General features: G+C 70.2%; 16 protein-coding genes and 2 tRNA genes. 12 read left to right on the forward strand and 6 right to left on the reverse strand.

Annotation, left to right across the window (positions count from 1 at the left end; all coding sequences use genetic code 11):
* Positions 1–31: 31 nt before the first annotated feature.
* A complete protein-coding gene (locus ET989_RS04040) occupies positions 32–823 on the reverse strand; it encodes a M23 family metallopeptidase (protein ID WP_165490023.1) in 792 nt (263 codons plus the stop codon).
* A 352-nt stretch (positions 824–1,175) separates the two neighbouring features.
* On the opposite strand from ET989_RS04040, the gene ET989_RS04045 reads away from it, so the two are divergent.
* The 4 genes from ET989_RS04045 (at position 1,176) to ET989_RS04060 (ending at position 5,495) form a co-directional block, all read left to right on the forward strand.
* Complete coding sequence (locus ET989_RS04045; protein ID WP_131167285.1) at positions 1,176–1,889, forward strand: response regulator transcription factor; 714 nt, start codon at positions 1,176–1,178, stop codon at positions 1,887–1,889.
* Positions 1,886–3,013, forward strand: a complete 1,128-nt coding sequence (locus ET989_RS04050; RefSeq protein WP_241656205.1) for a sensor histidine kinase — start codon at positions 1,886–1,888, stop codon at positions 3,011–3,013. Before ET989_RS04045 ends, ET989_RS04050 begins: the two co-directional genes overlap by 4 nt.
* A 1,025-nt stretch (positions 3,014–4,038) precedes the next feature.
* Entirely contained in the window at positions 4,039–4,218 is a 180-nt protein-coding gene (locus ET989_RS04055) for a helix-turn-helix domain-containing protein (protein WP_131167286.1), read from the forward strand.
* 11 nt (positions 4,219–4,229) lie between these two features.
* Positions 4,230–5,495, forward strand: a complete 1,266-nt coding sequence (locus ET989_RS04060) for a tyrosine-type recombinase/integrase (RefSeq protein ID WP_131167287.1) — start codon at positions 4,230–4,232, stop codon at positions 5,493–5,495.
* 103 nt (positions 5,496–5,598) lie between these two features.
* Here the strand turns inward: ET989_RS04060 and ET989_RS04065 are convergent.
* From ET989_RS04065 to ET989_RS04075, 3 genes are all read right to left on the reverse strand, one after another.
* Positions 5,599–5,671, reverse strand: a tRNA-Arg gene (locus tag ET989_RS04065).
* Between the two features lie 13 nt (positions 5,672–5,684).
* Positions 5,685–6,287: a DUF305 domain-containing protein gene (locus ET989_RS04070; RefSeq protein ID WP_131167288.1), complete on the reverse strand. Its 603-nt coding sequence runs from the start codon at positions 6,285–6,287 to the stop codon at positions 5,685–5,687.
* On the reverse strand, positions 6,284–6,925 hold the full coding sequence (locus tag ET989_RS04075; RefSeq protein ID WP_131167289.1) for a DUF3105 domain-containing protein: 642 nt from the start codon (positions 6,923–6,925) through the stop codon (positions 6,284–6,286). The genes ET989_RS04070 and ET989_RS04075 overlap by 4 nt, the downstream gene beginning before the upstream one ends.
* Positions 6,926–7,013: 88 nt before the next feature.
* Here ET989_RS04075 and ET989_RS04080 point away from each other — a divergent pair, with 88 nt between their 5' ends.
* On the forward strand, positions 7,014–8,210 hold the full coding sequence (locus ET989_RS04080; RefSeq protein ID WP_131167290.1) for an MFS transporter: 1,197 nt from the start codon (positions 7,014–7,016) through the stop codon (positions 8,208–8,210).
* Position 8,211: 1 nt separating this feature from the next.
* On the opposite strand, the gene ppk2 is transcribed toward ET989_RS04080, so the two are convergent.
* Positions 8,212–9,147, reverse strand: coding sequence for a polyphosphate kinase 2 (gene ppk2 / locus ET989_RS04085; RefSeq protein WP_131167291.1), 936 nt, complete (start codon positions 9,145–9,147; stop codon positions 8,212–8,214).
* A gap of 73 nt (positions 9,148–9,220) precedes the next feature.
* Between ppk2 and orn the strand changes: the two genes are divergently transcribed.
* Together orn and ET989_RS04095 are read left to right on the forward strand one after the other, a co-directional pair.
* The gene (gene orn / locus ET989_RS04090) at positions 9,221–9,880 is read left to right on the forward strand and encodes an oligoribonuclease (protein ID WP_131167292.1); all 660 of its coding nucleotides are present in this window, start codon (positions 9,221–9,223) and stop codon (positions 9,878–9,880) included.
* A 24-nt stretch (positions 9,881–9,904) separates the two neighbouring features.
* A tRNA-His gene (locus ET989_RS04095) sits at positions 9,905–9,980 on the forward strand.
* Between the two features lie 60 nt (positions 9,981–10,040).
* Here ET989_RS04095 and ET989_RS04100 read toward each other — a convergent pair.
* The gene (locus ET989_RS04100) at positions 10,041–11,477 is read right to left on the reverse strand and encodes a polysaccharide deacetylase family protein (RefSeq protein ID WP_131167293.1); all 1,437 of its coding nucleotides are present in this window, start codon (positions 11,475–11,477) and stop codon (positions 10,041–10,043) included.
* An 83-nt stretch (positions 11,478–11,560) separates the two neighbouring features.
* Between ET989_RS04100 and ET989_RS04105 the strand changes: the two genes are divergently transcribed.
* Genes ET989_RS04105 through ET989_RS04125 form a run of 5 tightly spaced genes read left to right on the forward strand, consistent with a single transcriptional unit; the run spans position 11,561 to position 15,482 of the window.
* Positions 11,561–12,334, forward strand: coding sequence for an SGNH/GDSL hydrolase family protein (locus ET989_RS04105; RefSeq protein ID WP_241656206.1), 774 nt, complete (start codon positions 11,561–11,563; stop codon positions 12,332–12,334).
* A gap of 22 nt (positions 12,335–12,356) precedes the next feature.
* Complete coding sequence (locus ET989_RS04110) at positions 12,357–13,172, forward strand: ABC transporter ATP-binding protein (protein ID WP_131167295.1); 816 nt, start codon at positions 12,357–12,359, stop codon at positions 13,170–13,172.
* Positions 13,169–13,846 (forward strand): ABC transporter permease, encoded by a 678-nt coding sequence (locus ET989_RS04115; RefSeq protein ID WP_131167296.1) that lies wholly within the window; start codon positions 13,169–13,171, stop codon positions 13,844–13,846. Before ET989_RS04110 ends, ET989_RS04115 begins: the two co-directional genes overlap by 4 nt.
* Positions 13,843–14,508 (forward strand): ABC transporter permease, encoded by a 666-nt coding sequence (locus ET989_RS04120; protein WP_131167297.1) that lies wholly within the window; start codon positions 13,843–13,845, stop codon positions 14,506–14,508. Before ET989_RS04115 ends, ET989_RS04120 begins: the two co-directional genes overlap by 4 nt.
* Positions 14,509–14,528: 20 nt before the next feature.
* On the forward strand, positions 14,529–15,482 hold the full coding sequence (locus ET989_RS04125) for an ABC transporter substrate-binding protein (RefSeq protein WP_131167298.1): 954 nt from the start codon (positions 14,529–14,531) through the stop codon (positions 15,480–15,482).
* The last annotated feature ends 199 nt before the right edge of the window (positions 15,483–15,681 follow it).

Below are 15,681 nucleotides of genomic sequence, written 5' to 3' on the forward strand. Positions count from 1 at the left end.
GGCGCAGGTTCAGGTTCGGTCAAGATCGCGACTACTTCGTGAGGTAGGCGAGCGGGTCGCTGCCCGCGCCGTCCTTGTAGAGGCTGAGATGGAGGTGGCAGGCCGTCGACAGACCCGTCGAGCCCACCGTGCCCAACCGTTGCCCGGTCTCGACCCGCTGGCCGACCTTCACCGCCACGTCGCCCATGTGCAGGTAGGCCGTCTCCAGTTCGGCGCCGCCGACCGGGCCGTGATCGATCCGGACATTGTGGCCGGCCCCACCATTCGACCCTGATCGCTCCGCCCGTGTGACGACGCCGGCGCGGACCGCCACGATCGGCTGCCCGCAGGCCCCGCCGATGTCGGCGCCGTTGTGCAGCTTGCGCTTCTTCAGGATCGGGTGGACGCGGTACCCGAACCCGCTGGACACCCCACCCGCGGTGGGCCACACGAAGGCCTTCGAAGCAGCCTCGGCCGCCTTCGCCCGCTCAGCCTCCCGCGCAGCCAGCTGCCGTTGCTGCGCAGCGACATCGGAGAGCCGCTGCGTCTCCCGGTCGATCGCCTCCGCCGTGGCTTCCAGTTCAGCCTGCCGCTCCGCCACCGCCTTGCGTGCAGCGCGGGCGTCGCCCACCGCTGGGCCTTCCGGCAGCATTGCATCCCCCTGCCTGGTCACGCGAGTCTCGCCGCGGCTGGTCTGCACGCCGCGCAGTTCCGCCACGGGCAGCGGGGCGCCCACGGCGTCCGGACGCGGCACCGCGGCCACCGAGGTGGCCGCACCCAGACCGACCACCCCCACGCTAGCGACCACGGCCGCCGCCAACCCCAGGCTGGACAGCGCAACCACCGTCGGACGGCGCTGCGCAGCAGGCGCCGCACGCCGAGGGCCAGCTCCCGGCAAAGGACCTCGCGGGCGCTCACCTGCGGATCGGCTGGGTGTCATGGCTACGGCACGGACAGCACGGTACGACGTCACGCGAATTGACTCCTTGTTGTGGAAGACCCCGTGCGGCCCCACGACGAGGCCCCGGCTAGAGACCGAAGGCAGCACGCCGGCCTCGGGTCGAACACGGGCTTGACTCAGCATCCCGGCGTTGCCTCACCGTTCGACCGGGATCGTCTCAAGATCGCATCAAGACCCGCCCGGGAGCCCGACCCAGCTCACCAGTGCTCAGCGGGTCGCGGCCATACTGGCTGACATGAACAGCGAAGGTGCACAGCCGACCAAGGTGTTGGTCGTCGATGACGAACGCGCACTCGCCGCCGTCATCGCGTCCTACCTCACCCGGGCAGGCCACCAGGTCAGCCAGGCCCACACCGGCCCCGAGGCCCTCGACCAGGCCAGGGCCGAGGACCCCGACGTCATCGTGCTCGACCTCGGGCTGCCCGGCCTCGACGGCATCGAGGTGTGCCGCCAGATCCGCACCTTCTCGGACTGCTACATCCTGATCCTGACTGCTCGCGGGGACGAGGTCGACCGGCTCATCGGATTGTCCGTGGGGGCCGACGACTACCTCACCAAGCCGTTCAGCAACCGCGAACTCGTCGCCCGCGTCCAGACCGTGCTGCGGCGCCCCCGCCGCCCTCCCGCCGCCACCCCCGCAATGGAGGAACACCGCGTGTTCGGCGACCTGCGCATCGACGCCGCCGGCCACGAAGTCTGGATCGCCGACCACCCCGTCGCGCTCACCCGCACCGAATTCGACATCCTCGACGTCCTGTCCGCCCAACCCCGCGTCGCACTCAGCCGCCGCCAACTCATCGACACCGTGTGGGACACCGCCTGGGTCGGCGACGAACACGTCGTCGACGTCCACGTCGCCAACCTCCGCAAGAAACTCGACGACGACCCCACCGAACCGCGCTACATCACCACCATCCGCGGCGTCGGCTACCGAATGGGACGAGGGTGACCCGCCCGTTCCACGCTGTGGGCGCCTGGCGGCTCGGCACCAGGCTGTTCGTCGCCCAGGCCATCGTCCTGTTCGCCATCGTGGCCAGCGCCGGCCTGACCGCCGCGATCATCGGGCCACCGCTGTTCCACGCCCACCTCCTGGACACGGGCCACCCGCCCGACTCTCCCGAGATCGTCCACATCGAACGCGCCTTCGCCGACGCCAGCATGATCTCCCTCACCGTCGGGCTGCTGGTCGCGCTCGCCGCCTCCCTCGGGATCTCGTGGTACCTGACCCGCCGCATCGGCCATCCCGTCGAGGTCCTGACCCAGGCGGCCGGCCGGCTCAGCCGTGGCGACTACGACGCCCGGGTCACCGTCACGGGCGGCGGCCCCGAGTTGAGCACCATGGGCGACACGTTCAACACCATGGCCGACCGCCTCGGCGACGTCGAGAACACCCGCCGGCGCCTCCTGTCCGACCTGGCCCACGAAATGCGTACCCCCATCGCCACCCTCAACGCCCACCTCGAAGGGATCGCCGACGGTGTCCTCACCTGGGACGACAACACCCAAGCCGTCGTCGAGCAACAAGCCCAACGCCTCACTCGGCTCGCCCGCGACCTCGACGAGGTGTCCCGAGCCGAAGAAGGACGCATCGAACTCCAGACCAGCGTGCAACCGCTCACCGATCTGGTCGAGCCGGCGATCCGTCAGGCCAGGCACGCCTACGACACCAAAGGCGTCACCCTCACCGTCCGAGTCGACGACGTGCCGGTCCGAGCCGACCCCCAGCGCGTCGCCCAGATCCTCGGCAACCTGCTCACCAACGCCCTCCGACACACCCCCCAGGGGAGACGAGTCGACGTGACGTCAACCTCGACCCCGGACGCCGTGACCATCAGCGTCGCCGACACAGGCCAAGGCATGACCGCCGAACAACTCGCGCACATCTTCGAGCGCTTCTACCGCGGCGACGCCGCCAGGGAGGCCGACAAGGGCGGATCCGGCATCGGGCTCACCATCGCCAAAGCACTCGCCGAAGCCCACGGGGGCAGCCTCACCGCCACCAGCGACGGGGAGGGCACCGGCGCCACCCTGCGACTCACCCTCCCCAGGGAAACGCACCAATCGGGGCGGTGAGGGCAAGACCGTGACACCCGCTCCTCCGCTGTGGACGCTGACCGGACAGCCGCTCATTGCGCCGGCGTCACGCCCTCGTCCGGGTGGCCTGCGAGCTGACGCCAAGCCGTCCGCGTCGTCCAGGAGACAGTAGGCAGAACGTCCGCTTCCATATGACACCCGGCACGACTCCGGGCCGAGGTCCACAACGCGCAGCACCGGGCTGCCGAGGGTCACCACATCGAAGCTGTACAGGACCCGCGGCTGCGCATCCGGTGCTACGAGAGACTTGCCTTCCTTGTCGGTGACATCGATGCCGCCTGTGTCGACGCAAGCCTCAACCTTGAACGGCGCCGACTCCCCTGTGACTTGGGTGACCTCTACGTCGGTGAGGCCCGTCTGGCGCCAGCCTTGCACCCGCATCATCTGCAAGTCCTTGAGGTACTGCTGCACCAGTTCCCCGCCCGAGACTTCGTAGAGGGAGTTGAGATCGACCTCTGCGTTGGTGGCGATCTGATCTGTCACCTCGTAGAACTTCACAACGGCGTCGGCGGCTGCTTGCTGCTCCGCGGACAGGGAGAGGGTGGGTGTGGGACTATTGCTTGGGCTGGGCTCGACAGTCCGAATGGGCGTGAGGCTCGGAGTGGGAGGGGTGGGGTTGATGCATCCGCCCAGCCCGAGGGCCAGCGCGGCTGCTGCGGCGCTGGTGAGTGTCTTGGTGCGGTTGTTCATCGGGCCTCCTTGACCTCCACAAGCATGGAAACCCCCTTGGAAGGCCACGCGAATCCGTGTGAACTTTCCGGGGATGCCAAAGCCGCCGACTTCGACGTCGAGTCGGGCGTGCCGTGAACGGTCCCGGGGGTGGGATCTCTTCACACCGTAACTGCTCTGTGAAGGGAAGTTGGGGCGTCTCAAGAAAGCGAGTGTCGTGCTGCTCTGCGCCGGTGGACACGTCATGCAGAACTCAAACGTCCCTCCACAACTGCATACCTGTCTGTCCCTTAACTCGCGGTTCGCTGCTTGTGGGGGTACGAGAGGAGACAGACATGTACCCCAAGACGTATGAGACCCTCGCCCAGGCCGCGGAGCGGACTGGCATCACCGTGAAGACGCTGCGCCGTTGGATCACCAGCGGACGCCTCCCCGCGTTCCGCTACGGCGCCCGGCTGATTCGGGTGGAACCCCATGAGGTGGACCGTCTGATGTGCGCCGTCAAGACAGCCTGAGCCTGCCGAGCATGGTGAGGTACAAGCTCGAGCCCGGTGCAAACTCACCCATCGAGGCATCGCCCTACCGGCGCGAGAACGGACGTCGCGTTGCGGTGGAGAATCGTCGCAAAGCCACCGTGTGGCGTGCCCGGTGCCAGTACTGCACGGAAGACGGTGCCCGTATCGAGGTGGCCCGGTGGGCCAAGACGAAGCCCGACGCGGTCAAAGCGGTCGAGGACGCCTTGGACGAGATCCGGCTCAAGGATGCCGCCGAGGAGGACTCGGTCCTGACGCCCACCACTCCCTTCGTGGATGCCGGCGCGGTGTGGCTGGACTGGATCCAGCGCCCGGAGGCACGCCCTGCGCGTGGCGGCCTTTCCGAGCGCACGAAGCGGGAGTACCGAAGTCACTACTACCGCCACATCGACGCGGTGGGATCCCCATTGCGGGGCAGGACGATCGCCCAGGTCAACGAGCCGCAGCGCATCATTCTGTTTCTACAAAGGATCGCGGACTCCAGCGGCAACGCCTCCGCCAAGATGAGCCGCTCAGTTCTGTCGGGAATCTTGGGGCTGTGCCTGCGTCGCGGGGTAATCAGGGTGAACTTCGCCGCCACGATCGGGGCGGTCTCGACCGCCACCCCGAAGCAATCGGTGAGGAACCGCAAGCGTGCCTTCACCCGCGCCGAACGCACCGAGGTCCTCACCCACGCCGATGCCCTGGCGCAGGCGGCGACCAACCTCCGGACCCAACGCAAATGGGCGGCGACGGCAGACCTGATGTCGCTGATGGCCGGTACAGGTGCCCGCATCAACGAGGCGCGCCTGTTGCTGTGGGAGGACGTCGATCTGATCGCCGGACGTGTCCGCATCCGGGGGACGAAGACGACCAGCTCCGACCGCATCAACAACCTCCCGCAGTGGTTGATCGAGCGGTTGCACCACCGTCGGCAGGTGATGCTTGGCTGGAAACACCCCGACCCTTTTGTGTTCTCCCTCGGTTTCCCTGAGGAGCACGTACTGGCGAACGGGCTGCGGAGGTACGGGCCGAACAACGTTCCGCCGGGTGACAGCAACCTGGGCAAGTGGGTCCGCGACGTCCTGGACGGCGCGGGCTTCACCTGGGCAATCCCCCACACATTTCGCAGGACCGTAGCCACCCTGTTGTCCGAGGCCGGCGTGCCCGTGGGCGTGATCGCTGACCAGCTGGGGCACGCAGATGCCTCCATGACCATGAGTGTCTACTTGGGGCGCGATCCGCTCGGCGACAAGAGCGAGATCGGCCCCCTTCTGTAGGCGTTTCGATGTCGCGAAAACTCAAAGTTGGTCTCAAAGTTGGTCTCGCGGCCCTTTTCGGATCTCCCCGCAAGAACCGATATGCCCCTGACTAGGCATTGAGCGCCCCCGGCCCGACTCGAACGGGCAACCATCGGATTAGAAGGCCGGTGCTCTATCCATTGAGCTACGGGGGCTCGACGGACAAGTCTAGGGCGTCCGGGCGTCCAAGAACTTATGCAGGGTCTCCAGCTCGGTCGCCTGCGCCTGCAGCATGGACTGGGCGAGTTCACGCACGGCCGGGACTGAGGCGTGGTCGACGGCGTGCTGGGCCATCTCGACGCCGCCCTGGTGGTGCAGGATCATCAGCTCGAGGTAGGTCCGCTCAGCGTCCACCCCGGACGCCGCCTCCAGGGAGTTCAACTGCTCCTGCGTCGCCATCCCGGTCATCGGCACGTCAGCCGCGTGGTGGGCGTGCGACCCACCCATCCAGCGCATCGGCGGCTCGTCGGTGGCGAACGGCTCGCCCCACAGCGCCAGCCATCCCTGCATCTGGCCGACCTGGTTGGTCTGGGTCAGCACCATGTCGACGGCGATGGCCTTCAGCTCGGCGTCACTCCCCCGCTCCCGCAGCAGCTCCGACATCAGCACGGCCTGCTGGTGGTGGACTGCCATGTCGCGGGCGAAGCCGACGTCCACGGCGGTGGGCCGGGCTGCGGACTCGCCGACGCTGAGGCGTCCGAACAGGAAGGATGCGGCAGCGAGCGCGACCGCAGCCACCACGGCCGCGACCAACACGTAGCGGCGGGTCATCGGCTCGGCGTCCCCACGCCACCGAAGCAGGACGCCCCGCGCTCCGGCGTCTGCGGGCCCTGCATGTACGTCGCCAGGAAGCTCGGCAGGCGCTCGTCGGCGGCCGACTCGGCCGTGATCTGCAGCCCCCACGCGCTGGCGACGATCGGCGCGGGCAGGCCCTCCATCGGGCTCAGCATCGCGTACGGCTTGCTGCGCGCCAGCGCGCGCAGCGTCCCGACCTCGTCCGCAGACAGGGCGGGGTCGTAGGTGATCCACACCGCACCGTGCTCCAGCGAGTGCACCGCCGGCTCGATGGGGTCGATCGGCTCGTCGTAGATGCCGCAGTTCTGCCAGTAGCCGGTGTGGTCACCGCCAACGGGCGGGTGCTGGGCGTACTGCACGGCAGTTGAAACATGGTTGGCGGTCAGCCCGCTGAACGTCTGGACGCCCTCGATCGGGCCCGACGCCACCGGCGTCTCGTTCGAGCGCATCCCCATCGCCAGCGGAAGGACGAGGGCGACGACGAGCGCCACCACGGGGAGGGCGGCGGCGGCCGCGATCCCGATCCGCCATCGGCGGTCCTTGCGCGCCTGCTCGGCCTGCATCGCGGCCACGCGCGCGGCGCGATCGCTCGACGCCACGTTCTTCCTCCCCATCACCAGCTCCCCACTAGCTGCTCCTTCAACCTTGAGCGTAGCGGTCACCCCGTCCCCTCCCAAGTGCCCGGGTGTAGGTTCTGGCGACGTGACCGACGAATCGCTCTCCGGCAAGCAGTGGCGCCGGCTCGCGATCTCGGTCTACCTGCCCACGACCCTGTCGTTCATCGGGTTCGGCGCCGTCGTCCCGCTGCTGGCGCTGACGGCGCACGACCTGGGTGCGACCGTGCCGCAGGCTGCCCTCGTCGTGGCCCTGCTGGGCCTGGGCAGCCTGCTCGGTGCGCTCCCGGCCGGCATGGTCGCCCAGCGTTTCGGCGAGCGTCGCTCGCTCGTCGGCTCCCTCATCGTGGACGCCGCGTGCATGCTCGCCGCCGCCCTCGCCCCCAACGCCTGGGTGCTCGCGGTGGCGGTCTTCGTGCTGGGCCTGTCCGGAGCGGTCCTGATGATCGCCCGCCAGTCGTTCCTGACGGTCGTCGTCCCCTTCCGGTTCCGCGCCCGGGCCCTGTCCACCCTCGGCGGCGTGTTCCGGGTGGGCAACCTGCTCGGCCCCCTCGCGGGTGCCGCCGTGGTCAGCGCCTTCGACCTGCGTGCCGCCTACTGGCTGGCCATCGGCACCTCGCTCGCCGCGGCCGCCACGAGCCTGTTCCTGCCCGACTTGCCCGAGCACCACGAGACGACCGCGGCCGAGTCCACCGGCATGGGCACCGTCCTGCGCGAGCACGCTCGCACCTTCCTCACCATCGGTCTGGGGGCGTCCGCCCTCATGCTCGTCAGGGCGTCCCGCGACGCGCTGCTGCCCCTCTGGGCGGCCTCCATCGGCCTGGACGCCGCCCAGACGAGCCTGATCTTCGCGGCGTCCTCGGCTATCGACCTGATGCTTTTCTACATCGGCGGCTCCATGATGGACCGCTACGGCCGCCGCTCCGTCGCCGTCCCCACCGTGCTGATCATGGGCGCCTGCTTCGGGCTTCTCCCCCTGACCGCGTCCGGCCTGGGCCTCACCGCCGTCGCGGTCGGGCTGGGACTGGGCAACGGCCTCAGCTCGGGCGTCGTCCTCACGCTCGGGTCGGACGCCTCACCAAACGTGGGCCGCACGCACTTCCTCGCCGGCTGGCGTCTTACGACAGCGATCGGGCAGGCCGCAGGTCCGCTGATGATCAGCGCCATCACAGCCGCGGCGTCCCTGTCGGTCGCGGCCTGGTCGGTGGCCGGGATCGGGTTCCTCGGCGGCGCCTGGCTGTGGCACTGGGCCGACCCGAAGCGGATGGAGCGCCCTTCCGCGTAGGTCAGTCGCCGACGGCGTCCCGGCCGCGCTTGACGATGAGCGGGTCGGGCTCCTTCACGACCGAATCGTCGCGGCCCTCGTAGTCGAACTGCGCCAGGAACGCGCGCATGGCGTTCAGCCGGGCCCGCTTCTTGTCGTTGGACCGGATGGTCAGCCACGGCGCCCAGTCGGTGTCGGTGCGCTCGAACATGGCCTCCTTGGCCGCCGTGTAGTCCTCCCAGCGATCGAGGGACTCCAGGTCCATCGGCGACAGCTTCCAGCGCCGCACGGGGTCGATCTGGCGGATCGCGAACCGCGTCCGCTGCTCGCGCTGGGTGACCGAGAACCAGAACTTGGTCAGGTGGGTGCCCGCGTCGATGATCATGCGCTCGAACTCGGGCGCCTGCTTCATGAAGATCTCGTACTGGTCGTCGCTGACGAACCCCATCACGCGCTCGACGCCGGCCCGGTTGTACCAGGAGCGGTCGAACATCACGATCTCCCCGAAGGTGGGGAAGTGGTTGATGTAGCGCTGGAAGTACCACTGGCCCTGCTCGGTCGTGGTCGGCTTCGTGAGCGCCACCACGCGCGCGGCGCGCGGGTTGAGGTGCTCGGTGAACCGCTTGATCGTGCCACCCTTGCCGGCGGCGTCGCGGCCCTCGAACAAGATGATGTGCCGGATGTCGTTGTCCTGGCTCCAGTACTGCAGCTTCAGCAGCTCCACCTGCAGCAGGTACTTCTCCGCCTCGTAGGCGTCGCGGGTCATCAGCTCGTCGTAGGGGTAATCCTCGCGCCAGGTCTCCACGGCGCGGCCGCCCGGGTCGATGAGCGCGGGGTCGGGGCCCTCGGCGTCCCCCACGGTGTAGCCCTGGTTGACCAGCTTGTCGATGAACTGGCGCAGGTTTTCGCGCTGGGCCGGTGCTCCCTCGAGGATGTCCTGGAGGTTGTTCGGGTCCATAGCGTGCACTCCTGCTCTCCGAGCGGTTGGGAACGACCCCAGACTATCCACACGAGCGCCCTACAGTGGACCCGTGAACGACCGACTTGTGTGGATCGACTGCGAGATGACCGGCCTCGACCTGGACGCCGACGCGCTGGTCGAGGTGGCGGCGCTGGTGACCGACGGCGAGCTCAACGTCCTCGGGGAGGGCGTGGACATCATCATCGCCCCTCCCCCGGCCGCCCTGGAGGCGATGGGCGACTACGTCCGCACGATGCACACCAACTCCGGCCTGCTCGAGGAACTGGCCACCGGCACCACGCTGGCGGATGCCGAGGCGCAGGTGCTCGCCTACGTCCGCGCGTGGGTGCCCGAGGCACGCAAGGCCCCGCTCGCCGGCAACACGGTCGGCACCGACCGGATGTTCCTGGCCCGCGACATGCCCGCCCTCGAGGGCCACCTCCACTACCGCAACGTCGACGTCAGCACCATCAAGGAGCTGTCGCGCCGCTGGTACTCCAAGGCGTACTTCAACTCTCCGGCCAAGTCGGGCAACCACCGCGCCCTGGCCGACATCCAGGAATCCATCGAGGAGCTCCGCTACTACCGCGAGGCCGTCTTCGTGCCGGCTCCCGGACGCCCCACCGCCGACCTGCGCGAGATCGCCCGCCGCCATCAGGGGGCGCTCACGGGCGCCCGTCATCCCAAGGCCCCCGAGGCGATTCGCGCCATTTCCACCGACGGGATATGATGTCCTTCGCTGTTCGCAGCGATGGTGGGTATAGCTCAGCTGGTAGAGCACCTGGTTGTGGTCCAGGATGTCGCGGGTTCGAGTCCCGTTACTCACCCCACAGATCGGCCCCGGCTCCTCGAGCCGGGGCCGATCGCGTCTCCACCCGGGGACGCCCGCGTCAAGCGACCATGTCCCGCAGGTCGCCGAACGCGTAGCCGCGGGCCCGGAGCCCCTCGATGATGCACGGCAACGCGTCGGCGTCCAGGACGCTGCCGTCGGTGGGGTGCGCGCCCACGTGCAGCAGGACCACCTGGCCAGGACGCGCCGTCGACAGCACCCGCTGGCACACGAACGCGGCCGTCCGCCCGCCCGACGTGCCCTGCCAGCCGAGGCTGTCCACGGTCCAGCGGAACGGGATGTAGCCCGCCCCGTTCACCACGGCGGTCGTCGCCGCCGAGCGGTCGCCGTACGGGTACCGGAACAGGGGCCGGGTCGGCTGGCCGGCCAGCGGCGCGATGGACGCGTCCGCCGCCGCCAGTTCGGCCCGCATCCCCGCATCGGAGAGCTTGGTGAACTCCGGGTGGGTGTTGGAGTGGTTGCCCACCGGGTGCCCGTCCCCAGCCATGGCCTGGACCGCCTGCGGGTAGCGGCGGGCGAAGTCGCCGGTCACGAAGAAGGTCGCGTCGACGCCGTGGCGTCGCAGCGTGGCGAGGATGCGCGGCACGCCGACGTCCGACGATCCCCCGTCGAAGGTCAGCGCGACCACCCGCTGCGAGGTCGGCAGGGTCTCCCAGTCGACGCCCCGCCAGCCTGTCCACGCGGTCGGCTGGACGGGCGGGCGCCGGGTGCCGAGCGTGTCGCGTCCGTCCCCGTTCCAGTCGCCGGCGAAAGTGCGATCGGACGGGTTGCCGTAGTCGAACACGACGTCCGCGCCGCCGGTCGTGGTGCTGTTGCGGAGGAAGTACCGGATGCCGCGCCGCACGGCCAGCGTGGTGGTGCCGTTGCCGTCCCAGTCGCCGGCCAGGACGATGTCGGACTCGTTCCCGAAGCCGAAGAAATGGTCGGCCGGACCGCTGGTCAGCGAGTTCCGGACGAAGTAGCGCCCGAGGCGGCGGATCGCCAGCGAGTCGGCGCCGTTCCCGTCCCAGTCCCCCACGAGGATCACGTCGCCGGGGTCGCCGTAGGTGAATTGGCGCTCGGCGTACCCGGAGGTCAGGGTGTTGCGCACGTACACGACGGAGCCGCGGCGGACGGACAGCGTGTCGGTGCCGTTGCCGTCCCAGTCCCCCACGAGCACCTCGTCGCCCGGGTTGCCGAAGCTGAACTGGACGTCTGCGATGCCCGAGGTGAGGGAGTTACGCAGGAAGAACGTGTTCCCGCGTCGCACCAGGGGGGTGTCCGTGCCGTTGCCGTCCCAATCGCCGAAGTAGGTCTCGTCGCCAGCATCGCCGTAGTCGACGACCCGGTTCGCGATGCCGGTGAAGGCGTCGTTGAGGAAGTAGCGCCCGCCCCACCCGCCGACGGCGGCCCCTTGGGCGTGCGCGGTCGGGGCTGCGACGAGCACCCCCACCAGCACGAGGACGACCGCTGTGCACCACGACGTGATCCGTCTCATCTCGACCTCCCGGGCCAGGCGATGTCCTCATGGTCCGCCCTGCATCGACGTTCTGCAAGGGGGGGATGGGGTTGAATGGCTGCATGCGAACGTGGACGCGCTACGTGGCGATCGGCGACTCCCTCACCGAGGGCATCGGCGACCCGGGGCCGGACGGCGTCCACCGCGGCTGGGCCGACCGCTTCGCCCAGTTGCTCGCGGACGCCCAGGGCACCTCCGTCCAATACGCCAACCTCGCCATCCGGGGGCGCCTGCTGGACCCGATCCTCGCCGAGCAGCTCGAGCCCGCCCTGACGCTCGAGCCCGACCTGGTCTCGATCTGGGGCGGCGGGAACGACATGCTGCGACCCAGGGCCGACGTCGCCGAGCTCGCCCGACGCCTCGAGGAGGCCATCGTCCGCATCCGGGACACCGGGGCCGACGTGCTCGTCGGTACCAGCACCGACCCGCGCGGCGCCCCCGTCGTCGAGCTCACCGCCCGCCGCTGCATGGAGTACAACCTCGCGATCTGGGCCGCTGCCCGCCGCCACGGCGCGTACGTCCTCGACCTGTTCCACCTGCGCTCCCTGCGCGACTGGCGCATGTGGGACGCCGACCGCATCCACCTCAGCCCCGAGGGGCACGAGCGCGTGGCCCAGCTCGCCCTCACCACCGTCGGCCACCCCGCGACCATGCCCGGCTGGGACGTCCCGCTCCCGCCGGAGGGCCAACCCACCCGGCTGGGCCGCGCCCAGACCGACTACCTGTGGGCACGCGACCATCTCGCCCCGTGGGTCGGACGCCGCATCCGTCGCACGTCGTCAGGGGCCGGCCGGGCCGCCAAGTACGCTGACTACCTGACCCTCACCCCAGGGTGACCGCCGCTGAAAGGCATCCCGCATGATCGAGCTGCACGGCGTGACCAAGCGCTACCCCGACGGCACCGTCGCGGTCGACGACTTCTCCGCGCAGTTCCCGCCCCACCGCACCACGGTCCTGCTGGGCAGCTCCGGCAGCGGCAAGACCACCATCCTGCGCATGGTGAACCGCATGGTCGAGCCGACCTCGGGCACCATCACCATCGACGGCGAGGACATCGCCGGGCGTGACCCCGTCCAGCTGCGGCGCAGCATCGGCTACGTCATGCAGAACGGCGGCCTGCTCCCCCACCGCTCCGTGCTGGACAACATCGCCACCGTCCCCCTCCTGAATGGCGTCGACAAGGCGGACGCCCATGCGCGGGCCCGCGAGCTGATGGCGCTGGTCGGGCTCGAGGAGAAGCTCGGACGCCGCTACCCCAGCCAGCTCTCGGGCGGCCAGCAGCAGCGCGTCGGCGTCGCGCGCGGGCTGGCGGCCGACCCCAACATCCTCTTGATGGATGAGCCCTTCGGAGCCGTGGACCCGCTCGTGCGCCGCGAGCTGCAGGACGAGCTGCTCCGCATCCAGTCCACGCTCGCCAAGACCATCGTGTTCGTCACCCACGACGTCGAGGAGGCCCTGCGCCTGGGCGACCAGGTCATCCTGCTCGCCCAGCACGGACACGTCGCGCAGCGCGGGACCGGCGCCGAGCTGTTGGGCAGCCCAGCGGACGCCTTCGTGGCCGACTTCCTCGGCCTCAACCGCGGTGATCGCACGCTGGTCGAGCGCGACGGCGTCCTGGTGGACGAGCACGGGCGCGCGGCGGGAGTGCTTCGACAGGCTCAGGAACCCTCGTGAACTGGCTGGCCAACAACCTCGACGTGGTCGGCGGGCACCTGCTGAGCCACCTGCTGCTCGCGGTCCCGCCGATCGTGTTCAGCTTCCTGCTGGCGATCCCGGCCGGCTGGTTGGCCAATCGCGTCCGGTGGCTGCGCGCACCGCTTCTGACCGGGGCGGGCCTGTTCTACGCCATCCCGTCGCTGCCGTTGTTCGTGGTGCTGCCGGTCATCATCGGCACGGGCATCCGCGACCCGCTCAACATCGTCGTCGCCCTCACGCTCTACGGGCTGGCCCTGATGGTGCCGGTCGCGGCGGACGCCCTCCGCCAGGTCGACGCCCGCGCCGTCGACGCCGCGGACGCCCTGGGCTACCCGCCGCTGCGCCGGTTCCTCGGCGTCGACCTGCCGCTGGCCGGCCCCGCGCTGCTGGCCGGACTCCGGGTCGTGGCGGTCAGCACGGTGTCGCTGGTGACCGTGGGCGCCGTGCTCGGCATCCCGAGCCTGGGCATGCTGTTCACCGACGGCTTCCAGCGCGGCATCATCGCCTCGGTCCTGACCGGCATCGGGGCCACGGTCGCCCTGGCGCTGGTCATCGACGGCCTGCTGGTGCTGGCCGGGCGGGCCCTCCTCCCCTGGACGCGCCGCGCCCCGCGCACCGAGGCCGCCCTCGCGACCCGGGGGGCGGGCGCATGAATTACCTGCTGGACGCCCTGGCCTGGATCGCCGACCCCGCCCGCTGGCCAGGCCCCGACGGCATCGCCACCCGGCTGGGCGAGCACCTCGCCTACTCGGCCGTCGGCGTCCTCATCGCGTGCGCGATCGGTATCCCGGCCGGTTGGCTGGTCGGCCACACGCGGCGGGGTCGGGGCCTCGCGGTCGGCCTGTCGGGCGCCGCGCGCGCCCTGCCAACGCTCGGCGTGGTGACCCTGCTGGGCATCCTGCTCGGCATCGGCCTGGTCGGCCCCCTGGTCGCGTTCGTCGTGCTCGCGCTCCCCTCGGTGCTGGCCGGGGCGTACGCGGGCGTCGAGGCCGTCGACCCGCAGGCGGTGGACGGGGCGCGGGCGTCCGGCATGACGGAGGCGCAGGTGCTCACCCGCGTGGAGATCCCGCTCGGGCTGCCGCTGCTGGTGGGCGGCGTCCGGTCGGCGTTCCTGCAGGTCATCGCCACCGCCACGCTCGCCGCCTACGTCGGCGCGGGCGGGCTGGGCCGCTACCTCTTCCTCGGCCTCAAGACCCAGGACTACCCCCAGATGCTGGCGGCGTCCCTGCTCGTCGTCGCCCTCGCGCTCGTGTGCGACCTGGTCTTCGCCGCCCTCCAACGCGTCGCCGCGCCCGCCGGCGTCCGGCCCCACTGACCCCACGAAAGGAACAAACCATGACCGCCATCTCACGTCGCCGCCTCGCCGCCCTCGCCGCTCTCGCCGGAGCCGGAACCCTCGCTGGCTGTGCCCGCACCAACCCGCTGGACGCCCCATCGCCAGCCGCCACCACGCCGGGCACGATGAGCGGCCCCGGGACGCCCGACGCGAAGGTCACGCTCGTGGTCGGCTCGCAGCAGTACTACTCCAACGAGATCATCGCCGAGCTCTACGCCCAGGCCCTGGAGAACGCGGGCTACGACGTCGAGCGCCAGTTCCAGATCGGGCAGCGCGAGGTCTACCTACCCGAGATCGAGGCGGCCGAGGTGGACGTGCTACCCGAGTACGCCGGCAACCTGCTGCAGTACTACGACAAGACCGCGACGGCCACGGACGCCGCGGGCATGACCCAGGCCCTGGCGGCGGCGTTGCCGGACGGCCTGCGCGTGCTGGCGCCCGCGGAGGCGTCCGACCAGGACTCCTACACGGTGACCAAGGCGTTCGCCGACGAGCACGGCCTCACCTCCATCGGCGACCTCGCGAAGGCGCCCCAACCGGTGAAACTGGCCGCGAACGCCGAGTTCGCCACGCGCCCGTACGGCCCCGAGGGCGCCAAGGCCACCTACGGGGTGGACATCGAGTTGGTGCCGGTCGAGGATTCCGGCGGCCCGCTCACCGCGCGTGCCCTCAAGGACGGCACCGTCCAGGTCGCCGACCTCTACACCGCCGACCCCACCATCGCCAAGGAGGGCTTCGTGATCCTGGAGGATCCCGAAGGGCTGATCCTCCCGCAGAACGTCGTGCCGCTGGTGTCGTCGAAGGTGGACGGCGCGGCCGCGGCCGCCATCGAGGCCGTGAACGCCAAGCTGACCGTCGCCGAGCTGCAGGCCCTGAACGCCCGCAGCATCGACGAGCAGGCCCGCTCGGCCGACATCGCCACCGACTGGCTCAGCGCCCAGGGCCTCGCCTGACCCTTCGGCTGCGTCCGGGGCCGGTACGCGGTAGGACGCCGCTGCCAGCGCCCCGGACCCCGGCCGAGGTCGACGCTCCTGCGCTCGCGTTGCATGCTTCCTCCGGTCGTGAGCCTCCATTCCAGCAGATCGCGACACTGGCACAATGGACGGGTGCCGAATGACCTGAACAGGCGGGCCGTGCCCGCGCGACGTCCCT

Source organism: Propioniciclava sinopodophylli, from assembly GCF_004324755.1.
GTDB lineage: Bacteria > Actinomycetota > Actinomycetes > Propionibacteriales > Propionibacteriaceae > Propioniciclava > Propioniciclava sinopodophylli.

Coding starts and splice junctions, on each gene's coding strand:
- ET989_RS04120 (WP_131167297.1), top strand. CDS start 13,843: ATGAATTACCTGCTGGACGCCCTGGCCTGGATCGCCGACCCCGCCCGC.
- ET989_RS04105 (WP_241656206.1), top strand. CDS start 11,561: ATGCGAACGTGGACGCGCTACGTGGCGATCGGCGACTCCCTCACCGAG.
- ppk2 (WP_131167291.1), bottom strand. CDS start 9,147: ATGGACCCGAACAACCTCCAGGACATCCTCGAGGGAGCACCGGCCCAG.
- ET989_RS04075 (WP_131167289.1), bottom strand. CDS start 6,925: ATGGGGAGGAAGAACGTGGCGTCGAGCGATCGCGCCGCGCGCGTGGCC.
- ET989_RS04045 (WP_131167285.1), top strand. CDS start 1,176: ATGAACAGCGAAGGTGCACAGCCGACCAAGGTGTTGGTCGTCGATGAC.
- ET989_RS04060 (WP_131167287.1), top strand. CDS start 4,230: ATGGTGAGGTACAAGCTCGAGCCCGGTGCAAACTCACCCATCGAGGCA.
- ET989_RS04110 (WP_131167295.1), top strand. CDS start 12,357: ATGATCGAGCTGCACGGCGTGACCAAGCGCTACCCCGACGGCACCGTC.
- ET989_RS04100 (WP_131167293.1), bottom strand. CDS start 11,477: ATGAGACGGATCACGTCGTGGTGCACAGCGGTCGTCCTCGTGCTGGTG.
- ET989_RS04070 (WP_131167288.1), bottom strand. CDS start 6,287: ATGACCCGCCGCTACGTGTTGGTCGCGGCCGTGGTGGCTGCGGTCGCG.
- ET989_RS04055 (WP_131167286.1), top strand. CDS start 4,039: ATGTACCCCAAGACGTATGAGACCCTCGCCCAGGCCGCGGAGCGGACT.
- ET989_RS04125 (WP_131167298.1), top strand. CDS start 14,529: ATGACCGCCATCTCACGTCGCCGCCTCGCCGCCCTCGCCGCTCTCGCC.